19 protein-coding genes are annotated in these 21,392 nt (G+C 70.0%); 15 read left to right on the forward strand and 4 right to left on the reverse strand.

What is annotated here, in order from left to right; translation table 11 throughout:
• The first annotated feature begins 39 nt into the window (after nucleotides 1–39).
• The 4 genes from ATL51_RS01200 to ATL51_RS01215 all read left to right on the forward strand — a co-directional run bounded on the left by ATL51_RS01200 (nucleotide 40) and on the right by ATL51_RS01215 (nucleotide 5,446).
• A complete protein-coding gene (locus ATL51_RS01200) occupies nucleotides 40–1,416 on the forward strand; it encodes an alkaline phosphatase PhoX (protein WP_301548836.1) in 1,377 nt (458 codons plus the stop codon).
• Nucleotides 1,413–3,296: a type IV secretory system conjugative DNA transfer family protein gene (locus ATL51_RS01205; protein ID WP_100877343.1), complete on the forward strand. Its 1,884-nt coding sequence runs from the start codon at nucleotides 1,413–1,415 to the stop codon at nucleotides 3,294–3,296. Before ATL51_RS01200 ends, ATL51_RS01205 begins: the two co-directional genes overlap by 4 nt.
• Nucleotides 3,297–3,839: 543 nt before the next feature.
• Nucleotides 3,840–4,790, forward strand: coding sequence for a ParA family protein (locus tag ATL51_RS01210; protein ID WP_100877388.1), 951 nt, complete (start codon nucleotides 3,840–3,842; stop codon nucleotides 4,788–4,790).
• The gene (locus ATL51_RS01215) at nucleotides 4,790–5,446 is read left to right on the forward strand and encodes a hypothetical protein (RefSeq protein WP_157818179.1); all 657 of its coding nucleotides are present in this window, start codon (nucleotides 4,790–4,792) and stop codon (nucleotides 5,444–5,446) included. Before ATL51_RS01210 ends, ATL51_RS01215 begins: the two co-directional genes overlap by 1 nt.
• A 29-nt stretch (nucleotides 5,447–5,475) precedes the next feature.
• Here ATL51_RS01215 and ATL51_RS01220 read toward each other — a convergent pair whose 3' ends face one another.
• Genes ATL51_RS01220 through ATL51_RS01230 form a run of 3 tightly spaced genes read right to left on the reverse strand, consistent with a single transcriptional unit; the run spans nucleotide 5,476 to nucleotide 7,284 of the window.
• On the reverse strand, nucleotides 5,476–6,342 hold the full coding sequence (locus tag ATL51_RS01220; protein WP_100877345.1) for a Scr1 family TA system antitoxin-like transcriptional regulator: 867 nt from the start codon (nucleotides 6,340–6,342) through the stop codon (nucleotides 5,476–5,478).
• A gap of 7 nt (nucleotides 6,343–6,349) precedes the next feature.
• Entirely contained in the window at nucleotides 6,350–6,907 is a 558-nt protein-coding gene (locus tag ATL51_RS01225) for a DUF6879 family protein (protein WP_100877346.1), read from the reverse strand.
• Nucleotides 6,904–7,284 carry a hypothetical protein gene (locus tag ATL51_RS01230; RefSeq protein ID WP_100877347.1) on the reverse strand — a complete coding sequence of 127 codons (381 nt, stop codon included), beginning with the start codon at nucleotides 7,282–7,284 and terminating at the stop codon, nucleotides 6,904–6,906. The genes ATL51_RS01225 and ATL51_RS01230 overlap by 4 nt, the downstream gene beginning before the upstream one ends.
• A 314-nt stretch (nucleotides 7,285–7,598) precedes the next feature.
• Here ATL51_RS01230 and ATL51_RS01235 point away from each other — a divergent pair, with 314 nt between their 5' ends.
• The 6 genes from ATL51_RS01235 (at nucleotide 7,599) to ATL51_RS01260 (ending at nucleotide 12,729) form a co-directional block, all read left to right on the forward strand.
• A complete protein-coding gene (locus ATL51_RS01235) occupies nucleotides 7,599–7,829 on the forward strand; it encodes a hypothetical protein (protein ID WP_075329623.1) in 231 nt (76 codons plus the stop codon).
• A gap of 20 nt (nucleotides 7,830–7,849) precedes the next feature.
• Nucleotides 7,850–8,149, forward strand: coding sequence for a hypothetical protein (locus ATL51_RS01240; RefSeq protein WP_157818180.1), 300 nt, complete (start codon nucleotides 7,850–7,852; stop codon nucleotides 8,147–8,149).
• Nucleotides 8,150–8,195: 46 nt separating this feature from the next.
• The gene (locus ATL51_RS01245; RefSeq protein ID WP_100877349.1) at nucleotides 8,196–9,335 is read left to right on the forward strand and encodes a hypothetical protein; all 1,140 of its coding nucleotides are present in this window, start codon (nucleotides 8,196–8,198) and stop codon (nucleotides 9,333–9,335) included.
• Nucleotides 9,332–11,125 carry a type IV secretory system conjugative DNA transfer family protein gene (locus ATL51_RS01250; RefSeq protein WP_100877350.1) on the forward strand — a complete coding sequence of 598 codons (1,794 nt, stop codon included), beginning with the start codon at nucleotides 9,332–9,334 and terminating at the stop codon, nucleotides 11,123–11,125. Before ATL51_RS01245 ends, ATL51_RS01250 begins: the two co-directional genes overlap by 4 nt.
• On the forward strand, nucleotides 11,125–11,922 hold the full coding sequence (locus ATL51_RS01255; RefSeq protein WP_100877351.1) for a hypothetical protein: 798 nt from the start codon (nucleotides 11,125–11,127) through the stop codon (nucleotides 11,920–11,922). Before ATL51_RS01250 ends, ATL51_RS01255 begins: the two co-directional genes overlap by 1 nt.
• Before the next feature lie 138 nt (nucleotides 11,923–12,060).
• Complete coding sequence (locus ATL51_RS01260; protein ID WP_100877352.1) at nucleotides 12,061–12,729, forward strand: hypothetical protein; 669 nt, start codon at nucleotides 12,061–12,063, stop codon at nucleotides 12,727–12,729.
• Nucleotides 12,730–12,961: 232 nt separating this feature from the next.
• Here the strand turns inward: ATL51_RS01260 and ATL51_RS01265 are convergent, their stop codons facing one another.
• A complete protein-coding gene (locus ATL51_RS01265) occupies nucleotides 12,962–13,468 on the reverse strand; it encodes a TetR/AcrR family transcriptional regulator (protein WP_301548837.1) in 507 nt (168 codons plus the stop codon).
• 253 nt (nucleotides 13,469–13,721) lie between these two features.
• On the opposite strand from ATL51_RS01265, the gene ATL51_RS01270 reads away from it, so the two are divergent.
• The 5 genes from ATL51_RS01270 (at nucleotide 13,722) to ATL51_RS01285 (ending at nucleotide 19,888) form a co-directional block, all read left to right on the forward strand.
• Entirely contained in the window at nucleotides 13,722–15,029 is a 1,308-nt protein-coding gene (locus tag ATL51_RS01270; protein WP_226369791.1) for an MFS transporter, read from the forward strand.
• Nucleotides 15,030–15,553: 524 nt separating this feature from the next.
• Complete coding sequence (locus tag ATL51_RS27920) at nucleotides 15,554–16,045, forward strand: hypothetical protein (RefSeq protein ID WP_157818181.1); 492 nt, start codon at nucleotides 15,554–15,556, stop codon at nucleotides 16,043–16,045.
• Nucleotides 16,046–16,144: 99 nt separating this feature from the next.
• The gene (locus ATL51_RS01275; RefSeq protein WP_392567352.1) at nucleotides 16,145–17,248 is read left to right on the forward strand and encodes a PLP-dependent cysteine synthase family protein; all 1,104 of its coding nucleotides are present in this window, start codon (nucleotides 16,145–16,147) and stop codon (nucleotides 17,246–17,248) included.
• Nucleotides 17,248–18,711, forward strand: coding sequence for an MDR family MFS transporter (locus ATL51_RS01280; protein WP_100877356.1), 1,464 nt, complete (start codon nucleotides 17,248–17,250; stop codon nucleotides 18,709–18,711). Before ATL51_RS01275 ends, ATL51_RS01280 begins: the two co-directional genes overlap by 1 nt.
• 67 nt (nucleotides 18,712–18,778) lie before the next feature.
• Nucleotides 18,779–19,888, forward strand: coding sequence for a hypothetical protein (locus tag ATL51_RS01285; protein ID WP_100877357.1), 1,110 nt, complete (start codon nucleotides 18,779–18,781; stop codon nucleotides 19,886–19,888).
• The last annotated feature ends 1,504 nt before the right edge of the window (nucleotides 19,889–21,392 follow it).

The raw sequence follows: 21,392 nt of genomic DNA on the forward strand, positions 1-21,392 counted from the left end.
TTCCTACGTAGCTCAGGGCAGGTCGGTCTCGGTGTCGCCGTGTCCGGCCCGGTCCACGGTCTGCTGAGTCGCGCCACGACCGCGGCCCAGCCGGGTGCTGCAGCCGGGTACGGGCCGCTGGTCGACGACCCGAAGGGCATGCTCGCGCTGCCCGAGGGGTTCTCCTACCGGGTGGTCACCCAGGCCGGGAAGACCCGCCTCTACTCCGACCACGCCTCCCCCGGGATCCACGACGGTGCCGCCGCGTTCCCCGCCCCGGACGGAAACGTGCTCGTGGTGCTCAACCACGAGGTCCGCGGCGGCCCCGACGACGACGGCGCCGTCCCGCACCTGCGCGGCTACACCTGGCGCGAGGACGCCGGCGGCGGCTGCACCGTCGTCAAGACCACCCCCGACGGAAAGCTCATCTGGGAGACCGTCGCACTCGCCGGGACCTCCACCAACTGCGCCGGTGGCGTCACCCCCTGGGGCACCTGGCTGACCTGCGAAGAGACCGACAACGACGGGCACGGCTACGTCTTCGAGGTCGACCCGGTCGACCTGCAGGCCAACCGAGACCCGCAGCCGATCAAAGCCCTCGGCCGATTCGTCCACGAGGCCTGCTGCGTCGACCCCGACACCCTCACCATCTACCTCACCGAGGACACCTCCAACCCCTACGGCACCGTCTACCGCTGGACCCCACCCACCGGGTTCCGCGGCCGCAGCGGCGCGCTCAAGGCCCTCGACGCGGGCGCCGGGGAGCTCGCCGCGATGGCGGCTGCCGACCGGTCCGGCAAGGTCGTCGCCGACCTCGACCAGGCCGACACCGTCGGCACCTCCTACACCGTCACGTGGGTGCCGGTCACCGACCGCGACGCAGCCCAGGGCCCGGTGCGCTCGCTCGACGGGATCACCCGGGCGAAGAAGCTAGAGGGCGCCTGGTGGGCCGACCACGACGGCGCGCCCGGCGCCTACCTGGTCTCCAGCTTCTCCGACTCCCACCGCGGCCAGATCTGGCACTACGACCCCAAGGCCTCCAGCCTGACCCTGACCACGGTGTTCGCCGTGGAAGCCGACGGCGAGACCGTCGAGGCACCGGACAACATCGTCGCCGCCCCGTTCGGCGGGCTGATCGTGTCGACCGACGGCGACGGCGACAACCACCTCGCCGGCGCCACCGACGACGGGACCGCCTACCCCATCGCCCGCAGCCAGATGGGCTCGGAGTTCACCGGCCCCACCTTCTCCCCCGACGGGACAGTGCTGTTCGCCGGGATCCAGCAGCCCGGCACCCTGTTCGCCATCACCGGCCCGTGGACCGGCCCGTCTACGTCGGGAGGGGACCGGGCACCTGCGCGATCCGAGGGGCCAGAGCGCGGAGCTCAGCCGGACGCCGACGAGGACAAGGCGCAGACGGCGGAGGGAGCGCGATGATCGGCGGCCGCGGCAGCGGCGAGTCCGACACCGACCTGGTCATTGCTGCCGCCGCGATCGCCGCTGCCGCCACCGCGACCGCCGCGTTCTGGCTACTGCAGCTCGCCTTCTGGATCGCCAGCGGGATCTCAGCCACGGCTACGTGGCCGACGCTGGCCGATCTCGCGGCGGTCCTCGGACTCCACCTGCTGTCCGACGCCGAGCACGCCACCGCCGTCGACGGTGCGCGCGGCCTGTTCTGGGCCGTCGCGGCCGTCCTGGAGACGAGCCTGATCCTGATCCTGGTCGTGGGAGGGCTGGCGTCCTGGCGCCGGTGGGGGCCGACACCAGCAGGGCACGCGACGCGGGCAGAGATCAGGCGCGAGTTGTCCGTTCAAGCCTGCCGGCGAGCTGCGGAGCGCACCCGGCCGGGACTCACCGCGGTCGAGCGGAGGTCCGCGGTCGCGGAGGACATCGGCATCCCGCTTCCGAAAGGCCCTGCTGGACACCTCTACGCCCCGTTCGAGAACCCGTCGGGGACGCTCGCCCCGACACAGACTGGGAAGTCACGCCGGTTCTTGGCCCCGATCTGTCTCGCGGCGCCCGGCGCCCTGCTGTGCAGCACGACAAAGCCGGACCTCCTGATGCTGACCGCGATGGCCCGCTCCCGGCGACAGATGCCCGGGCCGATCCTGGTGTTCGACGCGACGGGCACGGTTCAGTGGCCGGCCAAGCTGCGCTGGTCGCCCGTGGCGGGGTGCGAACGGTTCGAGGTCGCAGAGCGACGAGCGCGCACGATGGTCGAGGCCTCCGCGGTGTTCGTCGAGTCGAGCGGGGGGACGGGCGCCGGCAACGACCGGGTCTTCCGTGAGCGCGCAGTGGGGGTGCTGGCTGCCTATCTGGTGGCAGCTGCGAAGGGCGGGCACGGGATCGCACGAGTCGTGGGGTGGGGGCTCTCGCGCAGCGATGAGCCGATCGAGCTGCTCGAGTACGAGTTCCCCGACCGCGCGCGGAATCTCCGAGCGGAGATGTCGATGGTCGCGGAGACCTCCGACGCCGTGTGGATGAGCGTGCGTCGAGTCCTGGCGCCGTTCCAGGACTCGACGCTCAGCGAGCTGTGCTCGCCTGGGCCTGGGGAGGAGTTCGACGCTCAGCGCTTCATCGGGCTGGGGGGAACGCTGTACCTCATCGCGGGCCAGCGCGAGGACGGCGCGATCGCACCGGTGCTGACGGCGCTCGCTGAGGAGTGGATCGACGCAGCTCGGTCGATGGCACTGCGTTACCCCAGCGAACGACTGGATCCACCAGCCACCGTGGTGCTCGACGAGCTGCCTTCGGCGACCCCGGTTCCCGACCTGCCGGCGACGCTGGCTGACTCCGCCGGTCGTGGAGTTCTGATCCACTGGGCTGCTCAGTCCAAGGCCCAGCTCGACAACACCTTCGGTCGGGACAGAGCAACGATGTTGCTCGACAACTCGGCCCTCATGGCGGTGTGGGGCGGCTTGAAGGACGGGTCGACGCTGCAGTGGTTGTCGTCCATCCTGGGCGACCACGAACGCGACCGCGTTCAGTCCCCGACCGGACTCTTCGGGTCGGGCCGAGGCGCGACTCGCAGCAGGGAGACCGTCCCTACTTTCCGGCCGTCGGCGGTGCGAACAGTCGAGCGGGGAGCGACGATCATCGTTTTCCGACACTTGCGAGCAATTGTAGGACGTACAATTGACATCTACGATCGAAAGGATGGTGGCCAGTTGCGCGACGATGTCGAGACCGTCCGGTCGGGGCGCCCTCCGATCGACTCGCGGGGTTACCCATCTCAGAGCGACCAGCTCGTCCGACCCGGGCACAGTAGCGTCGCTCGCTCGGGCATCACTGCAGCTCAGAACACTTTCAAGCGATAGCACTAGTGATAGCTAGGACAACAGCACTGACACATGACCTAGCACCTGCGGTCAGCACTGATCACAGGTACACGGTAGTCACTGATGCAGCAGAGGCACTGGCAGCAGCATTGACATTAGCCGTACCAACCGTGTCATACATTCCATGACCTACGACGCTTTCCACTGCATCTAGCAACGCAGTTTTGTTAGCCTGTTAGTGCAGCTCTAAGCGTACCTGTCTGGCTCTGCACAAGTATCCGGGCAAACAACACCGCATCTTTTGCCGCTGCACGGCGCACATGCCTGCCTGCTTGTTGCCACACCTCCGCACAACGCTCTACGTGCAGCCGCGCACGCCGTCGTCAGCACACGTGCCTGACAGACCGTCAACGCACCTCAGCGCGACGCAGCAGGCGCAGGCGTGTCGGTCCTTGCTGGACCGCTGATGACCCCGTACACCTATTCCGCTCGCTGCGCGCAGGCCTCCATGAGCAGATGCGTGCCCGCGGCAGCCTCTAACCGAGCGTGACTTAGGGTGTGGCGATGTCGACAGGAGAGACGATGGCCAGGCACGCCGAGCAGCTGGCACGAGAAGATGCACTCTCGCGGACCATCGCACTCGTCAACGACAAGGGCGGGGTCGGTAAGACGACGTTGGCGGTCAACCTAGCGGGGCAGCTGGCCGCCGCAGACTTCACCTGCCTGCTCGTCGACCTCAACCGCCAGGCCAACGTCGCACGGGATCTCGGCTATCGGGACACCCCGAGCGACGACCACGGTCGCAACCTCTTCGACGCGATCACGGGCCGGTCCGCGTTGATGCCGATCCCCGGTGTCCGGCAGGGCCTCGACGTCGCGCCCGGCGGAACCGAGCTCGACGACCTGGTGGCCTGGATGGTGACCCGGATGGGCCGCGAGGGTCCATCGGCGAATCTGGCGTTGGCGAACGCCCTCGCTCCGGTCGCGCCCAACTACGACTTCGTGGTCATCGACTCACCACCGGAGGCGACGTTCCTGGTCGATCTCTGTCTGTATGCCGCTCACTGGATCCTGATTCCGACGCGCAGCGACGGCGCAGGCCTCGACGGCATGGAGAACGTGGCGAAGCGGTTCAACGTCGCCAAGCAGTACAACTCCGGGCTGAGTCTCCTGGGCGCTGTTCTGTTCGGCACCGGTGTGCGGTCGACCAGCATCCACGACGAGGTGCGTGCTCAGCTGGAGTCCGCCTTCGGCGGAGACTCCCCGCTGTTCTCCGCGTTCATCCGGTTCAGTGAGAAGACGGCGCAGGACGGTCGACGGCTCGGGCGTCTCGCGCACGAGCTGGAGGAGGACCTCGCTGCCCAGCCGGCCTGGTGGCAGGAGCTACGGGACGGCAAGCGTGGGTCCCGGATCTCGTCGACCGCCGCCTCGGTGGCGGGCGACTACCGCGACCTCGCCCTGGAGGTCCTGACCGTTCTCCGCGAGGCCGAGGAAGCCGCGGAGACCATGCCCTCTGCAGAAGGAGCGCAGTGATGAGCTTGAACGACACCTTCGGCAAGTCCGCTCGCAGTCTCGTCTCCCCGGGCCGCCGCCCCGCCGCCCCCTCCACGACGCCGCAGGCGACGCCCCGAGAGCCCCAGGCGCCTGCGCCGGAGGCAGCGCCGGCACCCGCGCGCGAGCCCGAGCCGGCCGCTCCGCAGCGCGCCGCCACGGAGCCCGAGCAGCCCAGCGCGTCCGGGGGCGCCGCGCCGGTTCCCGAGCCTGGAGCCACGGCCGGGGGCACTGACGCCTACTCCGCGGGCGCGGAGGCCACCTCCGGATCGATCATCTATGTCTCACCGACCCTGCGCGACACCCTCGACGGTCTCCGCAAGCGTCAGCGCTGCACCAACGCCGATCTGGTCTTCGACGCGGTCGACCGGACCCAACAGCAGCTTGCCGACATGGTCGCCCGCCAGCATCGCCAGGACCGTCCGGCGAACAGCTTGTTCGCCGGACGTGCCAGCCGGACCCGCCAGCGTGCGGCGACTCCGGGCGACCGGACTGTCCCGTTCACCTTCCGAGCGACGGCGGCTGAGCTCGCGGTCATCGACGAGCAGGTCGAGCGCACGGGAGCCAGCTCCCGCAGCGTGCTGCTCGCTGTCGCGCTGGAGGCCGCGTACGGCCGTGGGCAGCGCCGGAGGCGCTGAGCCGTTCAGGGCCACCGGTCCGCGGCGGGTCAGTGGGGGAGCAGGAGGGCTCGATAACCCTCCGCGAGCTCCCCGATGAGGTCGGCGGCCGCGCGGCCCCCGACCGACGCCTGGTGATACTGCTCGAACAGCCGCCGGAAGTAGTCGACGTCGGCGGGATCGTTGATGTCGGCCGATGCGACCTCCAGCCCCAGCACGACGACGTCGTCGTAGATGTGGAACCCGCCGCCGGTGAGCGGTTCAGCGACCGGCCGCTGCATCGGCAGGATCCGCAGGTCGACGTGCGGCACCTCGCAAACGGCTCGGAGCGCGTCGAGCTGCTCGGCCATCAGCTCCGGTGAGCCGAGCTGCACCCGCAGCGAGCCCTCGGTCTGCACGAGCCGGTACCGACGGTTGGGATCGGTCAGCATCGCCTCGAACCTCTTGCGCCGGTCCGCGACGGCCGGGTGGTCCTGGTCCACCTGCATCGCGAGCGCCGCGTAGGCGGGGGTCTGGAGGAGTCCCAGGACCATCCCGGTCTGGACCGCGTCGACGCTCTGCGCTTCGCCCTCGATGCGACGCCACCGCTGCTGGGCGTGCAGCGTGTTCCCACGCTGCACGACCAGACGGCGATCGCTGCGGCGCTCCCGCGCTTCCCGCACCGCGGCCTCGATCTCCGCGGCCTGAGCCGGGGCACCGTAGGCGCGGCACAGGGCCGTCACCACCGCGTCGTCCGGGAACTGTCCGCCCTGCTCGATCCGGGAGACGTCCTGCTGCGTGATGGGCTTGTCCGACGGCGACAGGAAGGGGTTCGCTGCGCGTGCTGCCTCCGGCTGCGTCAGGCGCACACCGAGCCGAAGGGTGCGCAGTGCGCTGGCCCAGCTCGGCCGGGTGGCGTCGTCGCGGGAGGCGGGCATCGGGCTCCTATCGTGTCAGCTGCCGGTGCAGCTCCGGATGGCGGTGCCACCACGTCGTCACCGGCTCGGCGACGTCCCAGCACGCCGAGATCTCCCGCCGCGCCTCGCGCACGAGCCGTGGCGCGGACTCCGCGCCCAGGAACTGGCCGTCGGCGTCGTAGTGCATGCGGGCGAGGTCCCGGTCGTTGATCAGCCAGTAGTCGAAGTCGAGCAGCTGGGGGATGGGGTGCTCGCCGTGGCGCAGGACGCGCACGTCCTCCCCGGCCTCGACGTTCTGCAGGTATCCGAACTCGATCGAGTACCGCTCGTAGTCGGTCAACGCCGCGGAGAGGATCCGGACGCGGCGCCGGACCTGACCGTTCTCGCGCTCCTGGCGCAGATCCTCGATGGTCTCTGCGCGCGCCGCCGACACCGGTGCGGAGGCGCCGGTCTTCCACGCTTCGAAGTCCCCGCCGTCCGAGCTCACCGCGTAGGCCGGCAGACGTTCCATCCTGGTCAGGGTGTCGCCCGGCTCTGCGTAGCGGGACAGGATGAAGCGACCGAGGCTGTCCAGGTACTCGGTCACGCGATCACCGCCAGATCCCGTGCCGGGACGGTCCCGAGCTGCTCGTTGCGGGAGACCAGGTCTCCGAAGTGCGCCAGGACCAGTGGGTCCCGCACGGCGGAGGTGATGACGTAGCGACGGGCGGGGTCGAGCACCTCACCGGCCACGTGCCGGGTCCGGTCGAACAGTGCGTTGCGCTCGTCGAGGAACCCGGCTGGTAGCCAGCCGACGATGTCGCCGGCCTCGAGGAGGTCGCGGAACACCGCGTGCTCGGCGGCGGTGGCCTGCTTGGACACGACGTACCTCCTCTCCGGGTCGACGTCGAGGTCGTGGACCGACGGGCAGTCCCACTTGTTGGGGCAGTCGTCGGCGGTCGTGATCAAGGTCGTGACCTTCATACGGGGTCCCCTCCCGATGCGGCGTGACGGCATCAGTGTGCGGGGCGACGTACCGCAGGTCAACTTGCGTACGCAGACTATCATTGCGTATGCTGGTGGAGACGACGACGGCGGGTCCCCTCCGCCTCGTCTCCCGCCCGGCGCAGCCCCAGCGGGCTGTCCCTCCGAGCGGACGGTCCCGGCAGGTGCAGGCACACCTGCCGGGACCTGGATCGACCAATCCCGGGTGCATAGAGACCAGGAGGCACGACCCGATGAACAGTTTTCCACGGCACCTTCGAGGCCCCAGCACGACCGAACCCACCCTCATCGCAGTGAGCCTCGGCGGGGGAGCGTTCCTCATGTCCCTGCTCCCGCTCAGCGCTCAGATCACCTCGGTCGCGGCCGTCGCCGGGGGCGCCGCCGCCATCGGCGCGGTCCGCCGCGAGCTACGGATCCGCCGCCGCCTCCGGGCGCTGGACACGACAGAACCCGCCGCGGCCGCGCCGTCCTCGTCCGGGTCGCAGCCCGTCGAGGCCCGCACTGTGACGGGGGCGGCGCAGTGAGCCGGATCGACGGTACGGCGATGCCCGACACCGTCGCACTGATCAGCGTGACCGGCATCGAGCACCAGGTCTCCGACGCCGAGCTCGGCCTCGGGCAGCCCGATGGTCGCTATCGGGCGCTGTGCGACGAGGTGTTCACCGTCGCAGCGCTCTCAGCGCCTGCAGAGCGCCGCTGCCGCGGCTGCCTCGTCGAACTGGTGCCTCGGCCGGACGAGCACGCAGCGGACAGCCGGAGGCAGCGCCGTTCGGTGGCCACCTGGGCCCACGCGCTGCTCGGCCGGCTGGCCCGACTCGAGGGGATGGCGCCCTCGTGCTCATGACCGCGAACGCAGTCCCGGCCCGCCGCTGCACCTCGATGGAGGAGCGATGACCATCACCAACCCCTCCCGCAACGAGACCGGTGCCTTGGAGCGCTGGATCGCCGCTAGTGACACCACGGACGAGCTCTCGGCCGTCGTCGACGGACCGGCTGCGCGTCTCGGCCAGGACGGCGAGGAGGCTCCGGCACCGGACGACCGCCTGGTCCGCATGGCCGCGGAGCTGGAGACCGCACGCGGCGAGGCCGAGCTGCAGCGTGATCCGGCGTGGCTGGCCCGCCAGTCCCCTGGGGAGATGCGGCGCGAGCGCCGCCTCGCTCGTCAGATCCGTGGCGGCCGTCGCCGCCAGATCTACACCACCGTCCGCAGCGAGCAGGCTCGCCAGCTCGCACAGGTGCGGGCGGAGAACCGTATCGCCGCGCGCGACGTCAACGATCAGATCTGGCACCGCCGCGCGCTCTCGCGCCGACAGCGGATGCTCGATCCGACCTCGCGGCTGGCGAGCCTGCAGCGCGTCACCTCCGCAGCCTCAGCGGGCCTGATCGCGGTCGCGGTCGCGGGGGTGGCCTGGACCTCGGCCGGGGTGAAGAACGCGCTGGTCGGGCCGGACGGCTCCGCGCTGGCCTACCTGGCCGAGCCCATCTTCTCCGTCCCCCTGATCGTGCTCATGGCCGTCACCGCGGTGGCCGCCCGGTTCGGCCGGAAGTTCCCCTCGAAGGAGCACCGCACGAAGGTCTACGCCGTCGAAGCGGGCCTACTGCTGGCGTCGATCGCACTGAACACCTTCCCGGTGCTGTCCATCACCGGAACCTGGCAGGGCGCCACCGTGCTGCTCGCACACCTGGCGCCCCCGGTGCTCATCCTGATCGCCGTCGTCCTACAGCCTCTCGTGACGGGCTTCCTGGCCGAGATCCTGGTGGAGGTCGGCGAGGACGTCACCGGCAACAGCCGCCTCGACGAGGAGACTGTGTCCTTGGTGCGTCTGGCCACCCGTGTCCGGATCGCAGTCGCCTACGGCCGACTCGAGGTGCAGCCCGCCACCGGGCTGCCGAGCATCACCGCGATCGGCAAGTACCTCGTCCGGGAGAAGGCCGTCGCGCAGCAGGTCCACGCGCTGCTGCAGGAGTGGGGCGAGGGAGAACGGGCGGTCTCCGCGGCCTCGACCGTCGAGCAGGAGCCGGCCCGATGAACGGGGCGGTGCCCGACGGGCTGCTCACCCTGGGAGTCGTCTGCCTCGGCCTTCTCGTTACCGCGGGAGCGGTGGCTGCGACGTGGCTGGCCAGCCCCGAGGAACGTCGCCGTCACCAGCGCGCGCTCGCCGGACCGCTGCTCACTGCCGTCGCGGCCGTGGGTTCCGTCGTGGTGGCCGGGGCCCCGTCAGCCCTGGTCGCCGCAGCGATGGTCACCGCGTGCGCCGGGGTCCTGCTCTGGTGGCAGCGCCCTGCGGCGCGGGTGCGGCGGCTCTACGGACACGGCGGGTGGATGGGTGTCCGGTCCTACGTCGAGGCGGCGACCAGGCGCGCCACCCGGGCCGTGAACCCGCCGGCCCCCCGCGTGGACGGGACCGCCGCACGGCCGGTCAACCGCCATGGCGCCATGCTCGGACGGCTGGTCACCGGCCCCCTCCTCATCAGGGGTCTTCGTGTCCTCTCGGCGTGGACCCGCGGGATCCTCATGCTGGGTCCTCCTGGCTCGGGCAAGACGTCGATGCTGGTCGGCCTCGTGCTCGATGCTCCCGGGGCGGCCTACGTCTCCTCGACCAAGACCGAGCTGTTCGACCTCACCGCCGACTTCCGCGCCCAGCACGGCGCGGTGCGGGTCTTCAATCCCACCGGTCTCGGTGGTCGTCGGTCGACCTTCGCGTGGAACCCCCTCAGCGGCTGTACGGACGGCGCGGTCGCCGACAAGCGGGCCCGGGCGCTGGTCCGCGGCGGCGGCGGCGCCGCGGGCTCCGGATCCAAGGAGTTCTGGGCGGACAAGGCGTCGGAGATCGTCCGCTGCTACCTGCTCGCCGCGGCGTTGTCCGGGCGGACGATGACGAACGTTCAGGCCTGGGCGCAGAACGCCGACGACTCGACCCCGGTCGAGCTGCTGGAGCAGTACGAAGCCGACGTCCCGATGGGGTGGCTCGACAGCCTGCGCCGCCACCTCAACGCCGCGCCGAACGAGCGCTCCGGCTACTTCGCCGCAGTCCTTCCCGCTGTCAGCTTCATGGACAACGCGACGGTCGCCGAGGCGTGCACCCCGCGCGACGAGAGCGAGACCGACCTGGCGGAGTTCGTCGCGGGAACCGACACCCTCTACGTCATCGCGGGTGAGGGCGATCGCCGCATCGCGCCCCTGATCACCGCCCTGACCGAAGCCGTGTTCGAGACGGCCAAGATCGTGGCCGCGACCCGCGGCGGTCGGCTCTCCCCGCCACTGGCGATGTTCCTCGACGAGGTCGCGAACACCACCCCGGTGCCCCTGGACCACTGGGCCGCGGACTCCCGCGGATGGGGCATCTCGATCGTCGCCGTTCTGCAGGACCTCGCCCAGCTCAACAGCCGCTGGGGCGACGACGCCGCATCGACGATCTTCAACAACCTGCCGACCAAGGTGGTGCTGCCCGGCGTTGCGAGCAAGGAGGACCTGGAGCGCCTCGCCTACCTCGCCGGGCCTCGGTGGGATCGGCGCAACGCCGAGGGCGGCGACAAGACCTGGGAGACATCCGAGGTGGTCTCCGGTGGCAACCTCTACAAGCTGCCCCGCTGGCACGCCTTCGTGGTCGGCATCGGCCCTCAGGCCGCCATCGTTCGCTTCGTGCCCGGCTTCCAGCAGATTCGTCGTGCCCGGCGGAAGCTCCGCCCGGCTGCCACCGGGTCGATGAGCAGAGGGCCCGGGATGACGGTCCCGCCGGTCCATGATCCGATCCCTGCTCATGAGGAGTGGGCGCCGGGAGACGAGCCGATCCGCACTCGAGCCGGGGCGATGAGCTGATGAGCAACGACGGGAACCAGGACACCGGCGACGGCTGGGGCCACGAGACCGAGCAGGAGCTGCAGGACGAGGCCGATGCCGCAGCCGTGCGCCGACACCGCCTGCTGCGTGAGCGGGTCGACGCCGTCGACCGCGACCTCACCGAGCTGCGTGCCGCGCACGCCGACCTCGCCTCGACGGTGTCGGAGCGGCTCGCGCCGGAGTTGGAGGCGCTCGGGACCGCCGTGACCGCGGAGCTCGAGCAGCTCCGCGGCGCGGTCACCGAGATGCTGGCCGAGCACGCGAAGGCCGAGAACCCTCCGGTCGACTGGGCGAAGCTCTCCGTCGAGGACGCTAAGGAGCAGTGGGCGACGCTCGCGCGCTGGGTGGGGGAGGTACTCGTCCCGATCTACGGGATCACGCGCAACGAGCTCCCGGACTGCTGGCCATTGCACTTCACCGCCGTCGTCGAGCTGTCCTGGCTGCGCAGCGCCCACGTGCAGTCCTATCTGCCCGGCACCCACCCGCACATCACCGCCGAATGGCACACCAGGTGGCGGCCGGCGGTGCTGGCCCGGCTCGCGGAGATCATCGCGAGCGGCGGAGCGGAGGAACGCTGCGAGCCCGGGAAGCACCAGGGACGGGCCCTGCCCGCCGGGCCGGCGCCTGCCCAGCCGGGGAGCACACCGCGCAAGATGCTCGCTCTGCCGCAGCACTGGTGGTCGGCCTACCAGATCGGCTTCCATGACGATCTGGCTCGGCGCGCCCGCCGGCAGGAAACGCCTACCGAGGCGTGGCTCCCGGCTCCGCTGTCGTAGTAGCTCGGTCGACACACTCTCTTGGCTGATGGGCGGTCCTTCACGGGCCGCCCATCAGCCGTTCTGCGCCCATTTCCCGGCCGAAAGCTGCGCTACCCTTGCTCACCGATGCTGTGACGTGGGAAAGGGAGGTGCGCCGTGGTCGACACCTCTGCCGCGCTCTCCCGATCACAGTTCACCACTCCGGATCGCGAGCCTGCAGACAGCGTCGAGCTGTATCTGGCAGCACCACTGACGGTGGGCATCCTTCACACGGAGGCGCTCCGGGGTGGTCACCGCGATCTCGCCGACGCGGTGGAGCACGCCCACGACACCGGCCTGGCGGCAGCGCTCGACTACCTCTCGGGCGCTGCCCTGCTCAAGGTCGGGCACCACACGAGGCTCCGGGCCTCGCGCACGTCCGTCGGTGCGTTCGAGGCTGGCGCCATCCCTCTCGCCACGGTGACGCACCTCCTGGTCGCGGCCCGCGACGGGCGCGTGCTGGGTGACGTTGCGCGGCCGCATCATCACCTGCTCCTGGCCCGCACCGGGGTCGATCACGTGGGCCATGAGTGGCCGGTCGATCTGGCCGCGGTCTGGGCCGCCGCCCCTGCGATCGTGAGCTGCTACCAGGTCGCGCTGCAGCGCAGCCTGGCCGACAGCATCGGTGTGCGGTGGTCTCAGCGCGGCGAGTTCGGTTCCGATTTCCCGGAGCTGATCGAGCCCGATCTGACGGGCTACCTGACCGACTACGAGCGCGTCGTGTGCCGGCCTCAGGGGGCCGGACACGACTTCTGGGATCTGGACGTCGCCGCGTCCCGGGGGTGACCCCGAGACCGGACGATCACACCGGATCGAGGTCGTCCGGTCCGAGGTCCGGACGCATACCGCGCCAGCTGGGGTGGCGGAAGCGGCCCTCCGCGGTCCTTAACTGGACTTCGCTGCAAGGCGTCACACTGCGGCCGGAGAGGCCTGTGAGCTCGGCCGCAGTAGGCCCGGGCCGCGCGGCGCTGAGCGGGTTTTCGCCCAGCTGGTGAGCGCTGGGTTGCTACGTGTGCTGTCAACGACGGTCGAGCAGATCGAACACAGTCGCCGTGATGAGGTCGGGAGCGTCCGCGGGGGCCACACGGCCAGCAGCGACCTCGGCACCTGCGCCGTGCAGAACCTGATGCAGTACGGCGATCTGCCACGTCACGGGCGTGTCGTCGCGGAAGGATCCATCGTCGCGGCCGCGTTCGATCAGGGCCTGCACTCGTGCGGCAGGGCTGTCGTGGAGACTCCTTATCCGCTCGGGAGGCAGCTCGGCCTCGGCGACGGCGACGACAGTCCGCGCCTCGTCGACGAGCCGCCAACTGTTCCTGATCAGTCGCTCGAGCGCGGCCCGCGGGTCGCCGTCGAGGTCGACCTGCGCCAGCGCCTCGTCGCCCCGCTCGACGACCCTGGCCACGACCGCGTCGACGAGTTCCGTGCGGGACGCGAAGTGCCCGTAGAGGGTGACCCGACCGATCCCGGCCTGCTTCGCGATCTCGGCCATCGTCGCGCTCGGGCGCGCCGACAGGCAGGTCACCGCCGCGTCCAGAGCGCGCTCGATGTTGCGGACGGCGTCGGCCCGCTTGGCCCCGACGGCCGCTGTGGTCCTCACCATAACCCCCCACTACCTGAACATCAGTGTATGAGTTACGGTACCAGCGCCGAAATCAAACACTGATGTTCAGGTTAGGAGCGCGTCGATGTACACGTCCGAAGCTCGCCCTCCAACTACTACGGGGGGCCACCCCCGACGGTGGACGGCCCTGGCACTACTGGGCACGGCCCAGTTCATGCTCATCCTCGACGTCACGGTCGTCGCGGTCGCGCTACCGCAGATGGGCCTTGACCTCGCGCTGTCGCGTGAAGCGGTGACGTGGGTCGTCGCCGCCTACACGCTCACGTTCGGCGGGCTAATGCTTCTCGGCGGTCGCGGCGCGGACCTGTTCGGCGCTCGTCCCGTCGTCTACGCCGGACTGTTCGTGTTCAGCGCGGGCTCGCTCATGGCCGGCCTGGCCGACAACGGCGGGGTACTGCTGACCGGACGCGTCGCCCAGGGGCTGGGGGCGGCGATGCTGTCCCCAGCGGCGCTGTCGGTGGTGGTGCGGCTGTTCAGCGGCGACGAGCGGAACCGGGCGCTGGGGATCTGGTCCGCGCTCGGGGGCGGAGGCGCCGCTGTGGGAGTCCTGCTCGGCGGGCTGATCACCGCCGGGCCGGGATGGCCGTGGGTGTTCTTCCTCAACATTCCGGTCGGTTTCATCGTGCTCTTCGGGCTGCTGCGCATCCTGCCGCCGCTGCCGCCGCCGTCCGGGCACCGCCCCGCGCTCGACGTCCTGGGAGCCCTCCTGGTCACCGCAGCCACTGGCTCGGCGATCTACGCCCTCACTGTCGCGGGCGAACAGGGGTGGACCAGCGCAGCGACACTGACCACAGCGGTTGCCGCGGTCGTGCTCTACCTAATGTTCGGGTGGCGCCAGCGGACTACGGAGTCGCCGCTGATGGACCTGGGACTGCTGGCCCGCCGGTCTGTCAGCGCAGGGGTGTTCGTCATCCTCATCGCCACAGCGCTGATGGTCGCGGTGTTCTTCCTCGGCACCTTCTACTTCCAGCAGTCCGCCGGGCACGGACCTCTGACGACCGGCCTGCTGTTTCTGCCGATCGCGGTCGCGACCATGACCGGCGCGAACCTCGGCGGACGCCTGATCGCACGACTCGGCGCCCGCGCCCTCGGCGCCGCCGGCATGGTCGTCGCCGCCGTTGGCCTGCTCGTGCCCGCCCTCTGGCCCACCACCCTCGCGACCACTATTGGGGTTTCATTCGGCGCCTTTGGCATCGGCACGCTGTTCGTGGTCGCCTCCGCGACTGCGCTGGGCCAGATCGAGGCACACGAGGCGGGCATCGCATCCGGCCTCCTCAGCACGTTCCATGAGTTCGGCGCCTCGGTCGGCGTCGCGACGGTGTCGAGCATCGCCGCTCTCAGCCTTGCCGCGGGCGCCGGGACCATCGGCTACCAGCAGGCATTCGGCTTCGCGGCGGCAGCAGCGCTGGTTGCGGCAGGCGTGTCCGCCCTCGCGATCCCCCGGCAGCCCAGTACTCCCTGATGAAGCTCAAGACCAAGTGCTCTGATCCGGATCACGCCACTGTCGCGAACCACGCCCTGCCCACCCGCCCGGAATCCCTCTGCGCCCACAGCCAGCACAGACGCCACGCCGCCGTCGACGAACCCCAGATGGGAACCCGGCGTGACACGGCACAGGTCAGGCTGGCCGGTGCGATCTCGCTCCGTGTCGCTCGACCTCGACGTTTCGAGGGTCGGTCCCGATTGCAGCAGCGCATCGTGTCTCGGCCGCGCGGGCTCCCCAGCCACCAGGCGTGGGGGCGACCCGCTGAGGCTGGCAGCGGACATGGGCGGGTCGGTCACGAGCTTGGCGCCAGAGGACACCAGCGGGTTGGCCCGCCCCAACTCGAGCGGGCGTGCTCAGGCTTTCGGTCAGCTCTTGGCCGTCGACGCCGGCGGTCAGGGGGCAGGGGCGAGGTGGTGGCTTCGATCAGGAGAGCGAGCCTCGTGCCTGGGTCTGAACTCCGCGCGCTACCGTGACTGTGGCGTTGGTACGGTTCGGTCACTGTGAGCGAGACCGTCGGTGTGTTGAAGGCGCGGCATCAGGGCCTCACGACCCGACGGTTTGTCCTTTTTGTCGCTCTGGTCGCGATGGTGCTGGTGTGTGGGCTGCACCCGGCGTCGTCCCACGAGCCTGAACTCGTTGCCGACGGACCACCGGCGCAGTCCGCGGGACCGCAGCCGTACGCGACAGCTGCGGTCGATCAGCCGTCGGGGCAGCACCATCACGCTGAGACCGAGGCCGATAGCGGCACCGCGCCGCATTCGGATCACGACGCTCCGGTATGCCACGACGCCGGTGGCCATGACGAGTCGACTCTGACGGCTCGCGGGGAGCGTCCCGCCGTGCCCGACGTCGTATCAGCAATTGGTATCGCCGTTGGCATGGTGGCTGCACCTCGTGCACCCCCGTGGACGGTAAGCGCGGTCCAGACCACACCCGCCCGGCCGGCCGCCGGGCGTGACCACCTGACCTTGGCGCAGATCTCACGGACCTAGATGCGGCCGCCCTGGGGTTATCGCCCCGAGGCGCCTTCTTCTCGCGTCCCATCACTGCTCCCCGGCGCGGCGTAGCGCTGCGCCTGAATGAGGTCTGGCATGTCTCTGCCCTTCACCACTGCTCCCCTTGATCGCCCAGGCGTCGCGCCCCGGCGTTGCCTGACGTTGACCGACGTCGTCGGGTCCACCCCGACGGTGTGGATCGACGCACCGTTCGCCCCCAGCGGGCGGGGCTTCTGGGCCAAGCTCGAGGGCGCCAACCCCGGCGGCATCAAGGACCGCCCCGCCCTGCACATGGTCGAACAGGCACGCGAGCGCGGTGACCTGCAGCCAGGTGCCCGGATCGTCGAATCGACCAGCGGCACGCTCGGCCTGGGACTGGCACTGGCCGGTATCGCCTTCGGCCACCCTGTGACGCTGGTATCCGATCCGGGTATGGAACCGCTGATGTACCGGTTGCTGCGTGCCTACGGCGCCGAGGTGGTGACCGTGCAGGCCGCTGCAGCGTGCGGTGGGTGGCAGCAGGCGCGTCGCGAGCGCGTCGCCGAGATCCTCGACCAGCATCCCGGCGCGTGGTGCCCCGACCAGTACAACAACCCCGACAACGTCAGCGCCTACGCCACCCTGGCCGACGAGCTGCGCAGCCAACTCGGCCACATCGACGTCCTGGTGTGCTCGGTCGGCACCGGCGGCCACTCGGCGGGAATCTCGCGCGCTCTGCGCCGGCACCTACCTGACCTCGAGGTCGTCGGGGTCGACACCGTCGGATCGACGATCTTCGGGCAGCCGGCACGGCCGCGGCTGATGCGCGGGCTGGGTTCGAGCATCCATCCGCGCAACGTCGACCACAGCATCTTCTCCGAAGTGCATTGGGTCGGGGCGGACGAAGCAGTGTCGGCATGCCGGGCGATGGCGTGTGCCAGCTATGCCAGCGGCGGCTGGAGCGTGGGCGCGGTCGGCATGGTGGCCGGTTGGCTCGCCCGGACCCGGCCGCAGGACACCCGGATTGCCGCGATCTTCCCCGACGGGCCGCAGCGTTACTTCGACACCGTCTACAACGACGAGTTCTGCGCGGCGAAGGGGATCACCGTCGGTGCCCCTCCGCTGCACGACCCGGACGAGATCGACCGGCCCGACGCGGTCGAGGTCCACCGCTGGACCCGCTGTGCCACCGTGCTCCAGCCTGCAGGACGCGAGAGCTGATGCGGGTACTCGACAGATACCGGTCCTTCGACCGGCCGGTCCAGCTGCTACTGCTCAACCAGCTGACCATCAACCTCGGCTTCTACATGCTCATCCCGTACCTGGCCGACCACCTGTCCCAGGGGCTCGGGCTCTCGGTGCTGATGGTCGGGGTGATCCTCGGGGTACGGAACTTCTCCCAGCAGGGCATGTTCCTGGTCGGGGGCAGCCTGGCCGACCGATTCGGCTACAAGCCGATGATCGTGGCCGGCTGCGCCTTGCGCACCGGCGGATTCACGCTGATCGGCCTGGTCGACAACGTCCCGGCCCTGGTCGTGGCCTCGGCAGCGACCGGATTCGCCGGGGCGCTGTTCAACCCGGCCGTGCGCGCCTACATCGCCCATGACACCGGTGAGCGACGCGTCGAGGCGTTCGCCCTGTTCAGCATCTTCTACCAAGCGGGCATCCTGATCGGCCCGATCGTCGGACTGGCACTGACCGGCATCGACTTCGCCGTCACCTGCCTGGTCGCCGCCGCCGTGTTCGCCGTGCTCACGGTGCTCCAGATCCGGGCCCTGCCGGCCCGCCGCGGTGACGGCGGCGGCGACGCCGATCGGCGCCCGATCCTCGCGCAGTGGCGCGACGTCGCCACGACCCGGGGCTTCCTGCCCTTCTCGGTCGCGATGATCGGCACCTACGTCTTGTCGTATCAGGTGTATCTGGCGCTGCCGTTGCACGCCCGAACCCTGGCCGGCGACGGGAACCTGGGCACGGCGTTGGTGACAGCGTTGTATGTCGTGTCCGGCGGGGTCACCATCGCGGCCCAGATGAAAGTCACCACCTGGTGTCGTGCCCGGTGGGGGCCGGCGGGCTCGCTGAGCCGGGGCCTGGTCATGCTCGGCGTGGCCTTCGTGCCGCTGCTCGCCGCCGACGGGTTGCTGGTCGCGCTGCCCGACGTCAACGCGATGATCGCGACGGTGCTGGGTGTGACGGCGTTGCTGTCGACCGCGGCGCTGCTCGCGATCGGGACCGCCGTGGTCCTGCCGTTCGAGATGGACACCATCGTCGGGCTCGCCCGCAACCGGCTCGTCGCCACCCACTACGGCTTCTACAACACCGTGTGCGGGGTCGGGATCCTGCTCGGCAACGCGGGGACGGGCTGGGCGATCGACCTGGCCCGCTCGCTCGGCGCCCCCTACGCTCCGTGGTTGGTGTTACTGGTGATCGGGCTTCTGTCCGGGTTTGCCCTCGCGGTGCTGTATCGGCGCGGACTGCTCACCGCACCCGCCGAGGACACCCGAGCAGCGCAGAGCGAACCGGATGGCGACCCCCCGACCACCCAACTGTGGGCGGTCGGCCAGCACGACGACAGCCCTACCCGCCCGCTACCGGCCATCGGTGCTGTCCGGCAGCCGCCGACTCCCACGCCGGTGGAGACGACGCGGCCGCTGGCCGACCTGCCCGGGGCCGCCCGACGATGGTGACCCCCGCACGAGCGGACAAGCCCAGCCGTCCGCGACGACCACCGAGCGGCGCGTCCGTCATGGGGCGGTGAACGGCCTCGGACACGCCGCCGTGGCGTTGCGGCGGCTGGGTGTTCGGCTGCTCGCGGTCGGTGTCGTCGTGGGGGTCCTCGCCGCGGGGCTGGTGTTGGTCCGGATCACGATGGGGCACTTCCTCACCCCGGTAGCGATCAGGCCGGGGTGCCTGCCCCCGGCAGCGGCCGTGCCCATCTCCGCGACCGGCCCCAGCGGACTCGGCGCCGAGCAACTGGCCAACGCCGCAACCATCGTCGCGGTGGGCCGTGACCGCGCGGTCCCGGAGCGGGCTGTGTGGATCGCCGTGGCCACCGCGCTGCAGGAGTCCGGCCTGCGCAACCTCGACTACGGCGACCGTGACTCGCTCGGGCTGTTCCAGCAACGCCCGTCGATGGGCTGGGGCTCGGCCGAGCAGGTCACCGATCCCCGGTACTCGGCCGCGATCTTCTACGACCGCCTGCTGCAGATCACCGGATGGGCCGACATGGAGCTGTGGGAGGCCGCCCAGGCGGTCCAACGCTCGGCGTTCCCGACCGCCTACGCCAAATGGGAGGACACCGCCGCGAACGTGCTCACCGAGGTCGGTGACGGGGCGGCGCGAACCACCGGGGCACGCACGACCGCGGACGGCGGCAGCTGCGCCGACCCCTTGAGTGCGGTGATCGGCGACGACCCGCGGCCGCGCCCAGCCGGCTGCACCGAGGACGACCCCACCTCCCGGGGCTGTGTGACCCCCACGACGCGGTTCGCACTGGAGCAGGTGCAGACCGCGTTTGGCGCGCTCAGCGAGACCACGTATCTGACCTCGACACGGTGCTTCGCCGACCGCCCGGCGAACCCGACCAGCGATCACCCCCTGGGGAAGGGGTGCGACCTGTTCCCCGGACCCGCCGGCAGCTTCGCCTCCGGCCGCGACGTCGATGACGGCTGGGTGATCGCCGAGTGGTTCCGGCGCAACGCCGTCGCGCTCGACGTCTCCTACATCATCTGGCAGGGTCAGATCTGGCTCCGGCCCCAGGAGGGTCCCGGTCGGTGGAGTGACTACACCGGCGGCGGGGTGTACGACGCCGCCGATCCGGTGGGCGGGCACTACGACCACATCCACGTGTCCTTTCGCCGCTGATCGACCAACTGGACAGCGGCGAAGAGCCGCATCCGGGGGCAGCCGGACGGCTGATGGGACGCCGTCGCGTTAGGCGGCCGGCGAATGCGGTTGCCGATCACTACCGTCAATCTAGCTGCGGCTCGGCCCTGACGGCCTGCGACGACAGGCTCGCTCTGGCAACGCCGCTGCCGCTCTGTACTCCCGTGCACGTATCCACCCAGTCCGATCGCAGTACACGGTGCGACGCCACTCAGCTGAGCTACCGGCACGGTGGCGATGCACGTGAGGCGGTTAGGAGAAGTAATCTGACAGCAGCACGACCGGGCTCACCTCGGGATTGATGGCGACGATGTTCCGGCCCGGTCTCTCAGCGTTGTCACAGCACGGTGCAGGGAGACTGGGGACATGGCAGCGGTCGCGCAGTCTCGGACGAGGATTGCGCACGTCGGCGGGATGTCCCAGGTACGCGGCGCTAGGGCCAGTGGGCTGATCGCCACATTTGTGGCGGCGCTGATGCTTGATGTTCTCGGTCGGGAACAACCGACCCACGCTCTCTACCTCGTTGTCCTGGTCGGAACAGTCACTGGGCTGCATTGGTGGATCGCGCCGCGATTCCGCAGCCTGCTAAACCTTCTCAGCGCGACCATCGTGATCCAGCCCGCCCTGCACCTAGCGGGCAAGTGGCTGAGGCACTCGACTGAAGCATCTGGGCTGAAGTGGTTGACGCCGCCGGACGATGTCTGGCCTCACCCCTTTTCGGACGGGGTAACCGGACCTCAGCTCGCTGTCACTGTGCTGACCGTCGCGATGGTCCTGATCTGTGGCGCTGCCACCGAGCTCGTCGTGGGCTATTTGCGGGCGCGATTCGCTCGCTCGGCTCCGCGCAGTCGATCGGTGCGACGACCCGTCACTCGCCTGTCTCGTGCGCGTCGGCATGGCTCGATGCTGCGGTGGTGCGGCTGGAGGTTGCAGTCAGCTCGTCGTGGTCCTCCGGGCACTGAGGCTCCCGGCTGCTGAAGGCTGACGAGCCGCCGGAACTGACTGGGGGGAGCTGTGCGCCGCCTGCGCCTTCGGCACGCCTGCAGATGCGGCTATGCGAACCGGAAACGCCGCTGAGAACGTTTCTGATCACCGGCACGCGCTACTTTGCCAGGAAGCTCAACGGGGTGCACCTACAATCTCAGCCAGGGGGCTGACCATCGATGCGCCTACCCTGACGTCTTCAGTTATCTTCTAGCCTTACCCCTCGGTACCATATTTCGCTGCCGTCATATCGGCAGGCAATGATGTTGCGTTGTTCCGGTCGCAACTTTACCTGCCGCCCTGGGTCGCTCCACAGTTTTCTCTGCATCAGGGTCTATGCGGCCGTGGTCAGATACTCGGGCATGCCCTCATCCTGCCAGATGCTAGCCCGCGCCTTTCTGAGTCCGTTTCCGCTTGTGGATACGACAAATCAAGGAGTTTCTTCATGCACGACGATCCTAACCCTTTCCGCTGGGTGCGAGACACTGTGCTTTCTGCT

The organism is Pseudonocardia alni (assembly GCF_002813375.1).
Taxonomy (GTDB): Bacteria; Actinomycetota; Actinomycetes; order Mycobacteriales; family Pseudonocardiaceae; genus Pseudonocardia; species Pseudonocardia alni.